This window comes from Pseudomonas sp. H1h (genome assembly GCF_000633255.1).
Lineage (GTDB): Bacteria > Pseudomonadota > Gammaproteobacteria > Pseudomonadales > Pseudomonadaceae > Aquipseudomonas.
Window position 1 is genome coordinate 90,013 of record NZ_AYMJ01000012.1, and the last position, 18,167, is coordinate 108,179.

Annotated in this window: 9 protein-coding genes and 2 pseudogenes; 5 read left to right on the forward strand and 6 right to left on the reverse strand. The window is 59.0% G+C overall.

Going from position 1 to position 18,167, the window contains the following annotated elements:
• Positions 1-284 precede the first annotated feature (284 nt).
• The 5 genes from aceE to msrA all read left to right on the forward strand — a co-directional run bounded on the left by aceE (position 285) and on the right by msrA (position 10,417).
• Positions 285-2,930, forward strand: coding sequence for a pyruvate dehydrogenase (acetyl-transferring), homodimeric type (gene aceE / locus U862_RS0109650; protein WP_007915682.1), 2,646 nt, complete (start codon positions 285-287; stop codon positions 2,928-2,930).
• An 11-nt stretch (positions 2,931-2,941) separates the two neighbouring features.
• A complete protein-coding gene (gene aceF, locus U862_RS0109655; protein WP_025110214.1) occupies positions 2,942-4,921 on the forward strand; it encodes a dihydrolipoyllysine-residue acetyltransferase in 1,980 nt (659 codons plus the stop codon).
• Positions 4,922-5,195: 274 nt separating this feature from the next.
• Complete coding sequence (locus U862_RS0109660) at positions 5,196-6,593, forward strand: alkaline phosphatase D family protein (protein WP_025110215.1); 1,398 nt, start codon at positions 5,196-5,198, stop codon at positions 6,591-6,593.
• Between the two features lie 253 nt (positions 6,594-6,846).
• Positions 6,847-9,543 (forward strand): bifunctional diguanylate cyclase/phosphodiesterase, encoded by a 2,697-nt coding sequence (locus U862_RS0109665; protein WP_025110216.1) that lies wholly within the window; start codon positions 6,847-6,849, stop codon positions 9,541-9,543.
• Positions 9,544-9,751: 208 nt separating this feature from the next.
• A complete protein-coding gene (gene msrA / locus U862_RS0109670; RefSeq protein ID WP_025110217.1) occupies positions 9,752-10,417 on the forward strand; it encodes a peptide-methionine (S)-S-oxide reductase MsrA in 666 nt (221 codons plus the stop codon).
• Between the two features lie 109 nt (positions 10,418-10,526).
• On the opposite strand, the gene U862_RS0109675 is transcribed toward msrA, so the two are convergent.
• The 6 genes and pseudogenes from U862_RS0109675 to putP form a co-directional block, all read right to left on the reverse strand.
• Positions 10,527-11,366, reverse strand: a complete 840-nt coding sequence (locus U862_RS0109675) for a 23S rRNA (adenine(2030)-N(6))-methyltransferase RlmJ (protein WP_025110218.1) — start codon at positions 11,364-11,366, stop codon at positions 10,527-10,529.
• Positions 11,367-11,483: 117 nt separating this feature from the next.
• Positions 11,484-11,672: pseudogene (locus U862_RS0109680) on the reverse strand (hypothetical protein); the annotation flags it as partial.
• Positions 11,673-11,754: 82 nt separating this feature from the next.
• Positions 11,755-12,477 (reverse strand): DUF4123 domain-containing protein, encoded by a 723-nt coding sequence (locus tag U862_RS0109685; RefSeq protein WP_025110220.1) that lies wholly within the window; start codon positions 12,475-12,477, stop codon positions 11,755-11,757.
• Between the two features lie 126 nt (positions 12,478-12,603).
• The gene (locus U862_RS0109690; protein ID WP_157836070.1) at positions 12,604-12,975 is read right to left on the reverse strand and encodes a hypothetical protein; all 372 of its coding nucleotides are present in this window, start codon (positions 12,973-12,975) and stop codon (positions 12,604-12,606) included.
• A 1,049-nt stretch (positions 12,976-14,024) separates the two neighbouring features.
• Positions 14,025-16,037, reverse strand: a pseudogene (locus tag U862_RS0109695) (type VI secretion system tip protein VgrG); the annotation flags it as partial.
• 353 nt (positions 16,038-16,390) lie between these two features.
• Positions 16,391-17,875, reverse strand: coding sequence for a sodium/proline symporter PutP (gene putP / locus U862_RS0109700; RefSeq protein ID WP_025110223.1), 1,485 nt, complete (start codon positions 17,873-17,875; stop codon positions 16,391-16,393).
• Between the last annotated feature and the right edge of the window lie 292 nt (positions 17,876-18,167).

Here is an 18,167-nt window from a genome sequence, read left to right on the forward strand (position 1 = left end):
CTTCTTCTTTAGCATCCAGCATCAAAATTTCACCTTTTACGGATGGTAATCGACCAACCTTAACGATTATTCTCACAACGCAGTCGGAGGCCACAAGCCTTTCATCTGTAGTTTTACTACTCGTCTATACATCCGAAAGGCTGAAATGCTCAAAGATTTGTAGTAAAACTACACGCCGCCGGAACAACCTGTCGGCAATCCAAGAATTTTAAATCGTCTGCCCACAAGGCCAGTCGCAAACTCAGGCAACCGATTCTGGAAGCCTTTCCGCCCTGGAGCAAGCCATGCAAGACCTCGATCCCGTCGAAACCCAGGAATGGCTGGACGCCCTGGAATCGGTTCTCGACAAAGAAGGCGAAGACCGTGCTCACTATCTGATGACCCGTATGGGCGAACTCGCGACCCGCAGCGGCTCGCAGCTCCCTTACGCCATCACCACGCCTTACCGCAACACCATCCCGGTAACCCACGAAGCACGCATGCCTGGCGACCTGTTCATGGAACGCCGCATTCGCTCGCTGGTACGCTGGAACGCGATGGCCATGGTAATGCGTACGAACCTGAAAGATTCTGACCTGGGTGGTCACATCTCCAGCTTCGCTTCCAGCGCGACCCTGTATGACATCGGCTTCAACTACTTCTTCCAGGCCCCGACCGACGAACACGGCGGCGACCTGATCTACTTCCAGGGCCACACCTCGCCAGGCGTTTACGCCCGTGCGTTCATGGAAGGCCGCATCACCGAAGACCAGATGAACAACTTCCGCCAGGAAGTCGACGGTCAGGGCCTGTCGTCCTACCCGCACCCTTGGCTGATGCCTGACTTCTGGCAGTTCCCGACCGTATCCATGGGTCTGGGCCCGATCCAGGCGATCTACCAGGCTCGCTTCATGAAGTACCTGGAACACCGCGGCTTCATCCAGCCAGGCAAACAGAAAGTCTGGTGCTTCCTGGGCGACGGCGAGTGCGACGAGCCGGAATCCCTGGGCGCGATCTCCCTGGCCGGCCGCGAGAAGCTGGACAACCTGATCTTCGTCATCAACTGCAACCTGCAGCGCCTCGACGGCCCGGTTCGCGGCAACGGCAAGATCATCCAGGAGCTCGAAGGCGTGTTCCGCGGTGCACAGTGGAACGTGACCAAAGTCATCTGGGGCCGTTTCTGGGACCCACTGCTGGCCAAGGACGTCGACGGCATCCTGCAACGTCGCATGGACGAAGTCATCGACGGCGAGTACCAGAACTACAAAGCCAAAGACGGCGCGTTCGTCCGTGAGCACTTCTTCAACACGCCAGAACTCAAGGCGATGGTTGCTGATCTGTCCGACGACGAAATCTGGAAACTCAACCGTGGCGGCCACGACCCGTACAAGGTCTACGCGGCGTACCACGAAGCGGTCAACCACAAAGAACAACCGACCGTCATCCTGGCCAAGACCATCAAGGGTTATGGCACCGGTGCCGGCGAAGCGAAAAACACGGCGCACAACACCAAGAAAGTCGACGTCGACAGCCTGAAGTTGTTCCGCGATCGTTTCGACATCCCGGTCAAGGACGAAGAGCTGGAGAACCTGCCGTTCTTCAAGCCAGAGCCAAACAGCGCCGAAGCCCGCTACCTGAGCGAGCGTCGCACTGCACTGGGCGGTTTCGTGCCACAGCGCCGCGCGCAAAGCTTCAGCGTGCCGACGCCGGATCTGGACACCCTCAAAGCCATCCTCGATGGTTCGGGCGACCGTGAAATCTCCACCACCATGGCGTTCGTGCGGATCCTCGCGCAACTGGTCAAGGACAAGGAAATCGGCCCACGCATCGTTCCGATCATCCCGGACGAAGCCCGTACCTTCGGTATGGAAGGCATGTTCCGTCAGCTGGGCATCTACTCGTCCGTCGGCCAGCTCTACGAGCCAGTCGATAAAGACCAGGTGATGTTCTACAAGGAAGACCAGAAAGGTCAGATCCTTGAAGAAGGCATCAACGAAGCAGGCGCCATGAGCTCGTTCATCGCCGCCGGTACTTCGTACTCCAGCCACAATCAGCCGATGCTGCCGTTCTACATCTTCTACTCGATGTTCGGCTTCCAGCGCATTGGCGACCTGGCCTGGGCTGCCGGCGACAGCCGCACCCGTGGCTTCCTGATCGGCGGCACCGCCGGTCGTACCACCCTGAACGGTGAAGGTCTGCAACACGAAGACGGTCACAGCCACCTGCTGGCCGCGACCATCCCGAACTGCCGCACCTACGATCCAACCTACGGCTACGAGCTGGCGGTGATCATTCAGGACGGCATGAAGAAGATGACCGAAGAGCAACAGGACATCTTCTACTACATCACCGTGATGAACGAGTCGTACCAGCAGCCAGCCATGCCGGCCGGTGCCGAAGAAGGCATCAAGAAAGGCATGTACCTGCTTGAAGAAGACACCCGCGATGCGGCGCACCACGTACAGCTGATGGGCTCCGGCACCATCCTGCGTGAAGTCCGTGAAGCGGCGAAGATCCTGCGTGAAGAGTTCAACGTCGGCGCCGACGTGTGGAGCGTCACCAGCTTCAACGAACTGCGTCGCGACGGCCTTGCCGTAGAGCGCAGCAACCGCCTGAAGCCTGGCCAGAAGCCTAAGCTGAGCTACGTCGAAGAGTGCCTGAACGGCCGTAAAGGTCCGGTCATCGCCTCTACCGACTACATGAAACTGTTCGCCGAGCAGATCCGTCAGTGGGTACCGTCCAAGGAATTCAAAGTCCTGGGCACCGACGGTTTCGGCCGCAGCGACAGCCGCAAGAAACTGCGTCATTTCTTCGAAGTCGACCGTCATTTCGTGGTGTTGGCAGCCCTGGAAGCACTGGCTGACCGTGGTGATATCGAACCTAAAGTGGTGGCTGAGGCCATCGTCAAGTTCGGCATCGACCCGGAAAAACGCAACCCACTGGACTGCTGAGGAGACATTTTGTGAGCGAACTCATTCGCGTACCTGACATCGGCAGCGGTGAAGGTGAAGTAATTGAACTGTTTGTGAAGGTCGGCGACCGTATCGAAGCCGACCAGAGCATCCTGACCCTGGAATCGGACAAGGCCAGCATGGAAGTGCCGGCCCCGAAAGCCGGCGTCATCAAAAGCCTGAAAGTGAAGCTGGGCGACCGCCTGAAAGAAGGCGACGAACTGCTTGAGCTGGAAGTCGAGGGCGCCGCGCAAGCGGCCCCTGCGCCTGCCGCTGCACCGGCAGCAAAAGCTGAAGCCAAACCGGCTGCGGCGCCTGCTGCCGCGCCTGCCGCTGCCCCTGCTGCCCCTGCTGCCCCTGCTGCCGCTTCGGTTCAGCAAGTGCACGTGCCGGACATCGGTTCGTCGGGCAAGGCCCAGATCATCGAGATCCAGGTCAAGGTCGGCGACAAGGTCGAGGCTGATCAATCGCTGATCACTCTGGAATCCGACAAGGCGAGCATGGAAATCCCGTCGCCTGCCGCTGGCGTGGTCAAGGCCATCAGCGTCAAGCTCAACGACGAAGTCGGCACCGGCGACCTGATCCTGGATCTGGAAGTGGCGGGTGCTGCGGCCCCTGCTGCTGCCGCTCCAGCCCAGGCTGCTGCACCGGCCGCTGCGGCTGCACCTGCTCCTGCAGCAGCCCCGGCTGCTCCAGTGGCCGACAGCGTTCAGGACATCCACGTTCCGGACATCGGCTCGGCTGGCAAAGCGAAGATCATCGAAGTGTTGGTCAAGGCTGGCGACAGCGTTGAAGCCGACCAGTCGCTGATCACCCTGGAATCCGACAAGGCGAGCATGGAAATCCCGTCGCCCGCTGCCGGCGTGGTGGAAAGCGTTTCGATCAAGCTGGACGACGAAGTCGGTACCGGCGACCTGATCCTCAAGCTGAAAGTCAAATGCGCGGCGCCTGCTGCTGCCCCGGCTCCAGCTGCCGCTGCTGCTGCTCCAAGTGCTCCAGCCGCTGCCGCTCCGGCTGCCGCTGCACCCGCACCTGCTGCTGCGCCAGCCGCCGCACCGGCCAAGCCGGGTGCGAAAGTTCACGCCGGTCCTGCCGTGCGTCAACTGGCTCGCGAGTTCGGCGTGGAGCTGAACGCTGTCGGCGCCAGCGGCCCGCACGGTCGTATCTTGAAAGAAGACGTGCAGACTTACGTCAAAGCGATGATGCAGAAGGCCAAGGAAGCACCGGCCGCTGCTGCCGGCGCAACCGGTGGTGCGGGCATCCCGCCGATTCCGGTCGTCGACTTCAGCCGTTTCGGCGAAATCGAAGAAGTGCCGATGACTCGCCTGATGCAAATCGGCGCGTCGAGCCTGCACCGCAGCTGGCTGAACATCCCGCACGTGACTCAGTTCGATTCGGCTGATATCACCGAGCTGGAAGCGTTCCGCGTGGCCCAGAAAGCCGTTGCAGAGAAGGCCGGCGTCAAGCTGACAATCCTGCCACTGCTACTCAAGTCGTGCGCGCACATGCTCAAGGAGCTGCCGGACTTCAACAGTTCGCTGGCGCCAAGCGGCAAAGCGATTATCCGCAAGAAGTACGTCAACATCGGCTTCGCCGTCGACACTCCGGATGGCCTGCTGGTACCGGTCATCAAGAACGTTGACCAGAAGAGCCTGTTGCAACTGGCAGCCGAAGCCGCTGCGCTGGCTGCCAAAGCCCGCGACAAGAAGCTCACCGCTGACGACATGCAGGGCGCCTGCTTCACCATTTCCAGCCTCGGCCACATTGGCGGCACCGGCTTCACGCCGATCGTCAACGCGCCGGAAGTGGCGATCCTCGGTGTTTCCAAGGCGACCATCCAGCCAGTCTGGGACGGCAAAGCCTTCCAGCCGAAACTGATGCTGCCGCTGTCGTTGTCCTACGATCACCGTGTGATCAACGGCGCCGCTGCCGCACGCTTTACCCAGCGTCTGGGCAGCCTGCTGGCGGACATCCGCACCATCCTGCTGTAATCCCAGGCGGCCCTCCGGCAACGGAGGGCCGCTTGTGTTTCACGTTTTCGAGCGCCACACGCTCGTACCTCAACCCCGTCAGTTTGACGGGGCTTTTTTTGCCTGAAGAAATACCAGCGCATCTTCCTACATGTTCGGCTTACTTAAGCCACGAGCACAGTCCACTTCGCCTCGATATTTTTGCTCGACGGCCAACTAACCTTTGCCCCTCTAATTAAATAACAAAAACCCAGCGTTATTTATCAACAACAAACTTACTCGAACGGATTCGAATATGTTAAAGCCAACTATTGGCCCGATCATCGGCCACGTGACAACTCATCATGCGCGGATATTCATGCGCGCAGACCGCCAGGACAATGCACCGGTATTTGCCGCCATTCGCTACCGGATGGCAGACACACAACAGTGGTCAACGGGTAACTTCGCTGAACTCGATAGTTTGCGCGACATGACGGCGGTGTTCGTACTCAACAACTTGAGCAGCGACACCGAATATGAATACCAGACCGGCTGGTTCAGCCCGATGAATCCGGTACACACTGTGGACAGTGTGGCCGAACTACCGCTGCAGTGGCCCCGGGAAATCTATCGCCTGCGTACCCGTTCCAGCCAGGCCCTGCAGCCACGGGCTTACATCGTCGGCTCCTGCCGCTATTTGCGCATGAGCGCAGGCATCCCCTCGCTGCCCCACCTCGGCGACCGGATCTTCGCCTCTATCAACCAGTTGATCGAAGGTGCGCAACCGCCGATCAGTGCCACGTTGATGACGGGTGATCAGATTTACGTCGACGACCTTAATCTGTTCGCACCTGATCGTGAATACGAAGAGATCCTCAGCAAATACCGCGCGGCGTTCTCCCAACCCAACATTCAGCGTCTGATGGCCGGCACCTCGACTTACATGATCCTTGATGATCACGAAATCGAAGACAACTGGCCGGCGAATGCCGGAAAGTCTGATCACGCGTTATATCGCAATGCCATGGCGGCCTATGAGATCTATCAAGTAAGCCATAGCCCTGCGCATGAGCTGACAACTAACGAAGAAGTCGACCGGGAAAAGCTCGAGCATTACTGGTATCAATTCAGTGACGGTGACATTGAATGGTTCGTGACCGACAGTCGCACCCGACGCAACCTGTCGGCCGATGATCGCCGCATCCTCGACGAGGCGCAGGAACAGGCGCTCCTTCAGTGGCTGATCAACAGCCCGGCGCGGGTCAAGTTCGTCGTCACCAGCGTGATGTTCTACCCGGATCGCAAGCTGCACGGCGACGACGCCTGGAAAGCCTTCCCGGAGCAACGCCTGCGCCTGCTGGAAACCATCCGCACCCAGCGGATCAGGAACGTGGTGTTTGTCTCGGGCGACGTGCACGGCTCGTTGACCTCGCGCCTGAGCCACAGCGAAGACCCGGACTTCGAAGTCCACACCATCGTTTCCTCGCCTTTTCATAACAGCAAGCTGTTGCCCTACGCCAGGGCCTCGACGTTCATCCTCGATCAACCGCTGGCGCGCACCGCAGCAGGCGACTATCACCAAGAGTTGACCAGCGCAGTGGTCAGTGAAGACAACTTCGCGCACATGGTGGTTGAGGCTGATCAGATTTTGATCAATTACCATGATCGGGATGGAAAGAAGCTGCAATCGATCAGTATGAAATTACGCTGAAACCTTAAAAAATTGCAGCCTTCGGTAGGTCCTGCACGGGTGTGCGCCCCCTGTAGGAGCTGCAGCAGGCTGCGATCTTTTGCTCTTTTACGAGAGGCGCTGGAGAAATGCCTTGCGCGGCCGACATATTCTTATAGCACTTGGCCTTCATCTCTCTTGTCAGTCGGTGCCGCAATGATGCAACCTTGCCGCAGGCAACAGTAAAGAGGGCGAGAGCCCGGCGCGTTCAGCATATTTCCAAGCGAGTTCCTTCATGAAGAGCCAACCCGATGCCGCCAGCCGTATGGCGGCCGAGGTAGTGACGCAGTTGCCTGTGCCCTCGCGGCTCGGCATGCTGCGTTTCGAGCGCTTGAATGAAGCCAGCTGGGCGATGCTGTTTCTCGACCCCAACTGCGAGCGTCAGTTCGGCCAACCGGCGGTCGAGCTCTGTGCGCTGGTCGGCTCGCCCTACGCCAGCCTGATGGAGCCTGAAGCGCGCTATCAACTGCACGACACCATCCAGCAGCAACTCGGCGTCAGCCCGCATTATCTGGTGCGCTACACCCTGCACACCGCCGCCGGCGCCTTGAGCATCCTCGAGCTCGGCGAAGCCTACAAACAGCACAATCGCCACCTGTTGCGCGGCTATTTGCTGGCCGTTGATAACGTGTTCGCTGAAGCGCCCACGCTGCCGTCCGTCGACCTCGAAACCCAGAATTCCCGCCTGCAGATCGCCCTGGAACTCAACCAGCGTGCCCAGCAGGAACAACTGCAACATCTGGATCGGGTGCGCGCCCAGCAGGATCTGATCCTGTTGCTGGCCCGCCAGCGCTACAGCAGCCACAATTCGCTGCAGGAAGCCGCCGAGCTGATCACCCGCTGTGCCTGTGACATCTATGAAATCGACTGCGCCAGCCTGTGGAACCTCGAAGGTAATCTGCTGGTGCCGATTTCGGCGTATCACCGCGCGACTCAGGAATACATCCTGCCGGAGGTGATCGACATCAGCGGTTTCCCCGACTACATGGACGCCCTGCACGGCAGTCGCGCCATCGACGCGCACAACGCCATGCGCGACCCGCGCACCCGCGAGATGGCCGAAGCCCTGCGCCCGCGCGACGTCAACGCGATGCTCGACGCCAGTATCCGCGTCGATGGCCAAGTGGTCGGCGTGCTCTGCCTGGAACAGACCGGCGTCACCCGCGCCTGGCAGTCCGACGAAATCGCCTTTGCCGGTGAGCTGGCAGACCAGTTCGCCCAGGTCATCAACAACCACAACCGTCGCACCGCCACCAGCGCCCTGCACCTGTTCCAGCGCGCGGTCGAGCAAAGCGCCAACGCCTTTTTGCTGGTCAATTGCGACGGCGTGGTCGAGTACGTCAACCCGAGCTTCACCGCGATCACCCAGTATTCCACCGAGGAAGTCCACGGCCAGCGCCTGTCGGAGCTTCCGGCCCTGGAAAACCTCAGTGAACTGCTGTTCGACGCGCCCTCGGCGCTGGCCAAGAGCAACAGCTGGCAGGGCGAATTCAAGAGCCGGCGCAAGAACCTCGAACCGTACTGGGGTCAGTTGTCGATCTCCAAGGTGTATGGCGACAACCGCGAGCTGACGCACTACATCGGCATCTACGAAGACATTACCCAGACCAAACTGGCGCAACAGCGCATCGAGCGTCTGGCGTACACCGACAACCTGACCAACCTCGGTAACCGGCCTGCATTTATCCGCAATCTGGACGAACGCTTCGCCCGGGATAGCGATACCCCGATCAGCCTGTTGCTGGTGGACATCGACAACTTCAAACGAATCAACGACAGCCTCGGTCACCAGACCGGCGACAAACTGCTGATCAGTCTCGCCCGGCGCCTGCGCAACAGCCTGAGCCCGAGCGGCAGCCTGGCGCGGTTTGCCAGTAACGAGTTCGCCGTGCTGCTCGACGACACCGATCTCGAAGCCGGGCAGCAGATCGCCAGCCAACTGCTGATGACCCTCGACAAACCGATGTTCGTCGACAACCAGCTGATCAGCGTCACCGGCTCGGTCGGCCTGGCCTGTGCGCCGCTGCACGGGCGCGATCCGCAGACCCTGATGCGTAACGCTGGCCTGGCCCTGCACAAGGCCAAGGCCAACGGCAAACACCAGGTGCAAGTCTTCACCGAGGCGCTGAACGCCGAGGCCAGCTACAAGCTGTTCGTCGAGAACAACCTGCGCCGCGCCCTGACCCAGAACGAGCTGGACGTGTTCTATCAGCCCAAGCTGTGCCTGCGCAGCGGTCGCCTGCTGGGCATGGAAGCGCTGCTGCGCTGGAACCACCCGGAGCGTGGCATGATCCGTCCGGACCAGTTCATCAGCGTCGCCGAAGAGACCGGCCTGATCATCCCGATCGGCAAGTGGATCGCCCGTCAGGCCTGCCGCATGAGCAAAGCGCTGACCGCCGCCGGCATGGGCAATCTGCAAGTGGCGATCAACCTGTCGCCCAAGCAATTCTCCGACCCGGACCTGGTCGCCTCGATCGCCAACATCCTCAAGGAAGAAGCGCTGCCGGCCAATCTGCTGGAGCTGGAGCTGACCGAAGGTTTGCTGCTGGAAGCCACCGAAGACACGCACCTGCAGCTCGACCAGCTCAAGCGCCTGGGCCTGACCCTGGCCATGGATGACTTCGGCACCGGTTATTCGTCGCTGAGTTATTTGAAGAAATTCCCGATCGACATCATCAAGATCGATCGCAGCTTCATCCACGAGATCCCGGACAACCAGGACGACATGGAAATTACCTCGGCGGTGATCGCCATGGCGCACAACCTCAAGCTCAAAGTCGTGGCCGAAGGCATCGAAACCGCCGAACAGCTGGCATTCCTGCGTCGCCACCGCTGCGATGTCGGCCAGGGCTACCTGTTCGACCGCCCGATACCCGGCGCCGAGCTGATCCAGGCGCTCAAGCGCTACCCACGCGGCCCGCTCTGCCTCTAAACAACACAGATCCCTTGTAGGAGTGAGCCTGCTCGCGATAGTGGTAGGTCAATCAACTTATTCGTTACTGAAATACCGCTATCGCGAGCAGGCTCACTCCTACAATGGGTGCGAGTACCCGCACATTTTGGGTAGTGATTAACTGGGCATCATTGGGCACACTGGCGGTCTGATTTTTTACATCCCATCCTGACTGAGAGGAACGATCATGGTTCTGCGCTCGGAAATTCTGGTGAACAAAAACGTGCTACCGACCAAAGACCAAGCTCTGCCCGGCCGCGAAACCGCGATGACCCTGCCTGAAAAGCACTTCGTCTTCGAAGAAACCCCGCTGCTCGGCCCGTTCTTCCAGGACGTCGACTTCGCGATCTTCGGCCTGGGTTGCTTCTGGGGTGCCGAACGCCGCTTCTGGCAGCGTGAAGGCGTGGTCAGCACCGTGGTCGGCTACGCCGGTGGCTACACGCCGAACCCGACTTATGAAGAAGTCTGCTCGGGCCTGACCGGCCACGCCGAAGTGGTGCTGGTGGTGTATGACAAGGCCAAAGTCAGCTACGAAGAGCTGCTGGCGATGTTCTGGGAACTGCACAACCCGACGCAGGGCATGCGCCAGGGTAACGACATCGGCACCCAGTACCGCTCGGTGATCTACGCGACCTCGCCAGAGCAACTGGATGCGGCGCTCAAGAGCAAAGCGGTGTATCAGGCTGAACTGTCGAAGGCCGGTCTGGGCGAAATCAGCACCGACATCGAACAGGCGCCGACCGTGTACTTCGCCGAGGCGTATCACCAGCAATACCTGGCGAAGAATCCCGAAGGCTACTGCGGGATCGGCGGCACCGGCGTGTGCATGCCACCGAGTCTGGCGGGCAACTAAAGCCTGGAAGCTTCGCGAGCAAGCCCGCTGCCACATTTGAAATGCGTTCCAAATGTGGCAGCGGACTTGCTCGCGAAGGCGTCCGATCAGACACCATCAAAGCAACTGATCAACTCTCGGCAATCAACCAGTCCATCTGCCACCCACCCTGGGTCTGCCCAAGTTTCCTGGACAGCCACGGCAGCAGCTCACGCAATTCTTCCTCCAGCCCCCACGGCGGATTGGCAATCGCCATGCCCGATCCGTTCAGGCTGTTCGGCGTATCCAGCGGATGCACCAACAGCTCCACGCGCAGCAGTTTCGGCGCACCAGTACCGGCCAGGTCCTGATAGAAACGACGCAGCGCACGCTGGTCCTTCACCGGGTACCAGATTGCCGCCACGGTCTGGCGCATCCGGCCAATCGCCTCTTTCAACGACGCCGCGCAACGTTGCATTTCATCGAGCTGTTCGAACGGCGGATCAATCAACATCACCGCACGCTTCTCCTGCACCGGCAACATCGCCCGCGCCACATGCCAGCCCTCGCCCAGATGCACCTTCACCCGACGGTCGCCGGCCATGTTGTCCTTGAGCAGCACGCCGTCTTCCGGGTGCTTCTCGTTGAGCATCACCCGGTCCTGCGGCCGGGTCAGACGCCGCGCCAACTCCGGCGAACCCGGGTAATAGCGCAACTGGCCATCCGGGTTCATCTCGTGCAGCACGTTCATGTAGTCGGCGGTCAGCGCCGGCAGATCCGGCTGATCCCACAAGCGCGCGATGCCTTCCAGGTACTCGCCGGTACGGTTGGCCTGATCACCCTGCAGGTCATACAGACCGATGCCGGCGTGGCTGTCGAGATAGGCAAACGGCTGCTCCTTGCACGACATCAGGGCGATGAGGCGGGTCAAAGTCAGGTGTTTGAACACATCGGCGTGATTGCCGGCATGGAAGGCGTGACGATAATTCATGGCTGCTCCTGCGAGGGCCGTGAAGTTTACCTTTTACCGGGCGGCAAGTCAGGGGTTGGCGGCCGAGCGGGCCTCTCACATCTCAAGAACCCGCCACAGTTTGAAACTCACCAACATTCAGTTCGGCATTGAGCCCAATCGTTTCCCGATCACATCCAGCAAATCACACCCATCACGCAAGGGAATGGCGCAGAGTTTGGCGAAGTCACTGAGGATGATGGAGTCGCACTCGATCGAGCCGCGCATGCACAGGTTTTCCAGCACCTGGACGACGGTGCGGATGCGGTAGTTGGCGGCGTCCATCAGCTATCCCTGCAACCCATCGCCTACCAGTTCATGAAAACCGCCGCGACTCGAAGGAAACGTCCGGGGCCTTCGCCCGGAAACCTCACTCCGACTCTGTCAGCAAATACTCCAACAACGCCGACTGCGACGATTCTTCCGACGTTGCGACCTGAAAAAACTGCCTGACCTTGCAGCGTAGAACCGGCTCGGGGAAGTCCTCGAAGAGCATCGGATGCTCCTCGCTCAACCACTGCACAGCATTGCCGACGCGAACGTCGTCACCCGCCGCAGCCAAGACCGACTCCGGTACTGTCCACCAAGGAAACACCCGCTCCGAAGCCTGCGCCCTGCCCCCGACAGCCACGGCCTGACCATTGATCAAACCGCGCGATATCACCGGCATCAGTTGCGCCGAATCCACTGCGTCCGAATGCAGGATCGGCAACAGAAACCGCCCATCCCAAAAACGGAAAAACACCGCTTTGCCGTCCGGCATCAACACCTGGGTCAAACTGCGCAAATGCTCAACCACCACTTCAAGGCTCGCCGAAGAAACCGCCAGCCAGCCCCAATCAAGAGACTCGGTAGTCGCCACCCAATCGAGAAACTCACTGTCTGCCGGGACAATTCCCACGAAAGGCATCACAGCATCCCACTGCGCGTAAATCGTATCCGCCCAAATCGGACTTGGCGCTTGGGCGGTAGTTGACCCGCTCAAGATCTTGAATGGCTCGCCATCGCTGGTGCTGCTGAGAACTGCAAACAGTTGTTCATCGGCCATTAGCGGCTGACGCTGTAACCAATGTTGGGGAATTAGTTTTTTCATTCAAGGACCTATTCAGCTCTCGACAATATCGAGAATGCTGTTATCTACAAAAACAAATGGCTGAGTTACAAACCAGCGTAAAGAGACAACCTGAATGACAAAAACAGATTGATCATCGAAAAATGGTTAACTCAGCCAACCATTAACCTTCCCCAACACCACACCGATTATTGCAAGGGTGCTTAACACCAACATCATCCAATTGGAAAATAAAATTATCCGCCGCAAGCCTACTGGCAAGGCTTCGTAATCCTTGGCGTCCAGCTCTCCATTTCGTATGGATTTACGCGAGAAGATCATGAGCGTGCCCACACTACTAATAAATAGAAATCGGCCAATCGGCTCCCACCCCAAGGTGCGTTTTCTAGAAATAACAGCCGGTGAATTGCTCAAACACTTAAAGATATCCCGCGCAAAAAAATAAGCGACAAACAGCAAAATCAATGACGACAGAAAAATAAGTGCAATCAATACCAAACCACTTAACAGGAACAGCATTTCAATATCCGATCTCATTTCTGGATCTCATAGACAACATCTGCCCCTTGCTCGCCCCACTCCCCGAAAGTATTGCCCAGCACAGCGGTACCCAAACCAGTCAACACAAGACCGCAGGCGATTCCGCCTGCCCCCAAAGTGCTAAGCCCGATAGCGGCGCACACCGGACCCGCAATTGCCGCCCCTGCGGCTCCGCCCATGACAATTCCACTAAATTTCCCACTTTCGGTGAACCGCACTCTCCTGCAAGCCTCTTCAGTACCCTCTCGACAGGTCTCCTTGACCTTAATTCCCGATGCTGTGGCCTGTAGCCCAACTCCGATCCAGCCCCCCACTTTTATTACCTTGCTCGCCTTACTTACCCCCTCAATATGCGTCGCATACCCCGGAATTCCGGCTGAAGTACCCACCTTGCTCCAGTGATGGACAAGGCTGCGGCTGGAAATGCCCAGTGCTTTCCTAAGGTTCGGGTGATCGGGCAAACCAACCATTTTTCGCATTAAGGGACTGAGGCTGTTATCCAGTTGCGTCATCAACTGTTTTCGCTTTTCAAAGAAATCAACACCTTTAAGCTTGCCGTGCTTATCGAAGGTTTCCTTATGCAGTGATTCCAACTCACTCAACGTGCCGGCGAGATTTTTTAAATGATTACTGAACATCGCCGCCCCAATCCCCATGCTTGTCGAACCCTGCGATAAAAACGATTCAATCTCCCCATGATGCCGAGCCATAAACTCCGCCTCCGCATCACTCATCGGCGCCAACGCCGCATCAACTTTCTGCGCCGCCTCCATCAGCAACGCCTCTTCCCGAGTGCATTGCGTATTTCGTGGATCGCTGAGGACGATCAGTTGCCCAGGTTTGGCGTATTGGCTGAGTTGCGGATTAAGGCTGCGAAATTTCTCCAGCACGGCCGGATCTGGCTGCGGGAACAGTGTGGATTCCAGCGCAGACCGCGACATTCCCTGTTCAACAATATGAAAGCCCGGCTCAGCGCCCGAAGGCGCCGGCCGGGCTGAGGACTTTGGGGGTTGCGACAACGTGTCGGGCGCCGGGCAGAGGCCATTCTTGCAGCGCTCGCACTCTTCGCAGAACGGTGCATCGCTATTCAGGCTCATGATCTGTCCTGGCGTGAGGATGGCGGCGGGCGCTGCCGCCAGTTTCTCCGGCAATCCCGGCACAATCGGCGCCGCACTCATCGCCGCCATCGGCGCACCACCGACCTGAATCGGCACGCTGCTGAAGATCCCGCCGGGGCCGATGTTGATCCACTGCCCGCCCGCCTGAATCGTCGCGCTCGCACCGCCATCGATGACCACTTGTTGCCCGGCGCTGACGTGGAACTGTCCGCTGGCGCTGGTTGCCTGATTGCTCACCCGAATGTGCCGATCGCCAACAACCGTCAAATGGTCGTCCCTCTTCACTTCGGCCTGGCGCTGGCCGTGGGTGATGCGCTGTTCGTCCGCCTTCAGCTCATGCTTTGCGGTGCCGGTGACGACGATGCTGCGCTGATTGTCGACCTGCACCTGTTGGTCGTGCAGCACATGCTGGGTCCAGTTGCGCTGGGCGCGCAGGTAGATTTCCTCGGCGCCTTTTTTGTCCTCGATACGCAGTTCGTTGTAACCGCCGCCACCGGGGCTGCTCTGGCTGCGGAAGATGCTGCGGGTCTGGTCGGCCGGCAAATCCAGCGGCACTGGCGTCGCGGCGCTCGGCAAACAACCCATGACCAAGGGTTTGTCGGCATCGGCGTCGATGAACCCGACCAGCACCTCCATGCCGACCCGTGGGATCAGCACGCTGCCGTAATGGTCATGCGCCCACCCCGTAGCGACACGCAGCCAGCAACTGGAGTGCTCGTTGAGTTCGCCGTCACGATCCCAAGCCAGTTGCACCTTGACCCGGCCGTACTCGTCGCAGTGGATTTCCGTGTCTTTCGGCCCAGTGACCACCGCTGGTTGATAGCCGAGCATCCGTGGTTTTTCCGGGCCAAGGGCCGGGCGGAAGAACACATCCCACGGCGTGGCGAGAAAGGTATTACGGTAGCCCTGGAATGTTTCCCCATCACTGGTCACCGATTCCTCCAGCACTTGCGGCTGTCGCCCACAGTGCTCGATGGCGGTGAGCAGCCACAGATCATTCCAGTCCTGGCGCGGGTGCTCGGTCAGTTGCAGGAAATGTCCACACACCAGCGAGGATTCATCGCTGATGCCTTCGGCCTGACGGTAGTCGGCGACATGCCGCTCAAGCGCACGTTGTGCCAGGTGCTTGCCAGTTTCACGATCGTTGAATTGACCGGGGAAGTGATACTCCTCCAGCACTGGGCGCTGCTCGCTTTCACTACGCCTTTGCAGTTGCACGCGCGGCTTTTCAAAGTTGTAGTCACGCAGGGTAACCACGCTGGTACGGGTCTCCACGCGCACGTTGAAACGCTGGATCGCCGGCGCGCCTGCCGCCATGCCGCTGCCCGGCAGGTACAACGTCGGCGTCGCCAGACGCGGGAACACCGTTTGATCGTCGCCGAACACCAATACGTGGCCTTCGGGACTGTGCTGAAAGTGGTAATGAATGCCGACCTCGGCACACAGGCGCTGGATGAACGCCAGATCGCTCTCGGCGTACTGCACGCAATATTCACGCAGCGGGTAGTCGCTGCCGAGGCGGAACTCGAACGCATCGCGCAGGATCGCGTGATCCTTGAGGATCCGCGCAACGATCTGCGGCACCGTTTGATGCTGGAAGATCCGCTGATTGATGCGGTGCCCGAGGTACGTCAGACGCGGGACCAGGCTCAAGTGATAGCGCGTCAGACGTTTCCCGGAGTCGCCCTGCCCGACCTGATAAATCTGACCGTGAACACCGGAACCGTCCGCGTCAAAACTCAGAAACGCCTGACGGTGCAGCAGGCTTTCGAGGTCCAGATCGGGCCGTTCACTGACCAGTTCCAGTTCGAAACGATAGGGTTGGCTGATGGCTTCCTTGCCCGTGAACTCAAGGACCTTGAGGTCAAGTTGGGCGCCTTCGAGGGTCAACGTGAAACGCGGTTGATTGGCAGGCGCGAACATCCGATGTGTCTCTGCAGAATGAGGGCGGGCGATTCTGCATGAGGGACAAGGAGGGTTGGGTGAGTGACGGGAAAATCAGACTTTCCCTACTTTTTCTGTCGAAAAAGCCTTCGAATATCGGCGCATCCAACTACAGACAACTCTCTCAAACCCACCACCGAAAAACTGTGGGAGCGGGCTTGCTCGCGAAGGGGCCGTGTCCGTCGACATTGATTTCATTTGATCCACTGCATTCGCGAACAAGCCCGATACCACAGGGGATCCTTGCTTAGTCAGGGTTATTGCAGGCATAAAAAAACGGCCCGCCTCCTGTCGGAAACGGGCCGCTCTCTCCTGAGCCGAAGCTCAATGCATCACTTGTTCAGGTGGAAATCTTTTTCCGCCGCTTCGAAGCGCTGCACCATGCCAGTGGTCGGCGAGCCGAACTTGCTGACGATGTAGATCGCCAGGCTGGCGAAGATGAAGCCCGGGATGATTTCGTACAGACCCATCACTTCCCAGTGTTTCCACGCCACAACGGTGATCGCACCGACAAGGATACCGGCCAGTGCGCCGTTGCGCGTCATGCCTTTCCAGACAACCGAGATCAGCACCACCGGACCAAACGCAGCACCGAAACCGGCCCATGCGTAGCTGACCAGACCCAGCACGTGGTTTTTCGGGTTGGCTGCCAGTGCGATAGCGATCAGCGCGACCACCAACACCATGGCGCGACCGATCCAGACCAGTTCCTTCTGGGAAGCTGTCTTGCGGATGAACGCTTTGTAGAAGTCTTCAGTCAGGGCGCTCGAGCACACCAGCAACTGGCAGCTCAGGGTGCTCATCACTGCAGCCAGAATGGCCGACAGCAGAACACCGGCAATCCATGGGTTGAACAGCAGTTTGGCCAGTTCGATGAAGACGCGCTCGTGGTTTTCAGTCACCGGACCTGCAACTTCCGGGTGTGCCGAGAAGTAGGCAATACCGAAGAAGCCCACAGCCACGGTGCCGCCCAGGCACAGGATCATCCAGGTCATGGAGATGCGACGGGCATTGGCAATCGACTTTACCGAGTCAGCCGCCATGAAACGCGCCAGGATGTGCGGTTGACCGAAGTAGCCCAAGCCCCAGCCCATCAGCGAAATGACGCCAATGAAAGTGGTGCCCTTGAGCATGTCAAAGTTGCTTGGGTCTTGTGCCTCGATCGCCAGGAACGTGGTGTCGACGCCGCCAGTGGCCAACAGGACGATGATCGGCGTAAGGATCAGCGCGAAAATCATCAGGGTGGCTTGTACGGTGTCGGTCCAGCTCACTGCGAGGAAACCGCCGACGAAGGTGTAGGCAATCGTCGCCGCAGCACCGGCCCACAGCGCCGTCTCGTAGGACATGCCAAAGGTGCTTTCGAACAGACGGGCACCGGCCACGATGCCAGATGCGCAATAAACGGTGAAAAACACCAGAATCACGATCGCCGAAATGATACGCAGCAGGCCGCTTTTGTCTTCGAATCGGCTGGAGAAGTAATCCGGCAGCGTCAGGGCGTCACCGTTGTGCTCGGTCTGCACGCGCAGACGACCGGCGACGAACAGCCAGTTCAGGTAGGCACCGACGATCAGGCCGATGGCGATCCAGCTTTCGGACAGGCCGGACATATAGATGGCACCCGGCAGGCCCATCAGCAACCAGCCGCTCATGTCGGAAGCACCGGCAGACAGAGCCGTCACGACGCTGCCGAGGCTGCGGCCGCCAAGAATGTAGTCGGAGAGGTTGTTGGTGGAGCGATAGGCCATGAAGCCGATCAGCACCATTGCTGCGATGTAGATCACGAACGTGATCAGTGTTGGATTGCTTACGCTCATTAAGTTACGCCCTGGCTTTGTTTTTATGTAGCAGCGGTGATGAATCGCACACAAACGACGACGTTTGGCAGACGAATCGGGATCCCGCGCATTTAGGACTGATGTTTCCCCAGGAAAGCCACCAGCCGATGCATCGGGTATTCCCGGTTGCACCTTGGGCGCGAATGCTATGCAACAAAGCAAAATAGGTGCAACCAGTTTCTCGAGAATAAGTTGCACCTAGTCGGATATACCCACAAATAAGCGTTTTTTGCTCCCTTTTAACGCAGTCAGAACGCTTTGCTAGAAGCAA

Bases quoted from the DNA above. Each gene is read 5' to 3' on its own strand.
- aceE (WP_007915682.1), top strand. From the start codon at position 285: ATGCAAGACCTCGATCCCGTCGAAACCCAGGAATGGCTGGACGCCCTG.
- U862_RS0109660 (WP_025110215.1), top strand. From the start codon at position 5,196: ATGTTAAAGCCAACTATTGGCCCGATCATCGGCCACGTGACAACTCAT.
- U862_RS0109665 (WP_025110216.1), top strand. From the start codon at position 6,847: ATGAAGAGCCAACCCGATGCCGCCAGCCGTATGGCGGCCGAGGTAGTG.
- msrA (WP_025110217.1), top strand. From the start codon at position 9,752: ATGGTTCTGCGCTCGGAAATTCTGGTGAACAAAAACGTGCTACCGACC.
- U862_RS0109675 (WP_025110218.1), bottom strand. From the start codon at position 11,366: ATGAATTATCGTCACGCCTTCCATGCCGGCAATCACGCCGATGTGTTC.
- U862_RS0109685 (WP_025110220.1), bottom strand. From the start codon at position 12,477: ATGAAAAAACTAATTCCCCAACATTGGTTACAGCGTCAGCCGCTAATG.
- U862_RS0109690 (WP_157836070.1), bottom strand. From the start codon at position 12,975: ATGCTGTTCCTGTTAAGTGGTTTGGTATTGATTGCACTTATTTTTCTG.
- putP (WP_025110223.1), bottom strand. From the start codon at position 17,875: ATGAGCGTAAGCAATCCAACACTGATCACGTTCGTGATCTACATCGCA.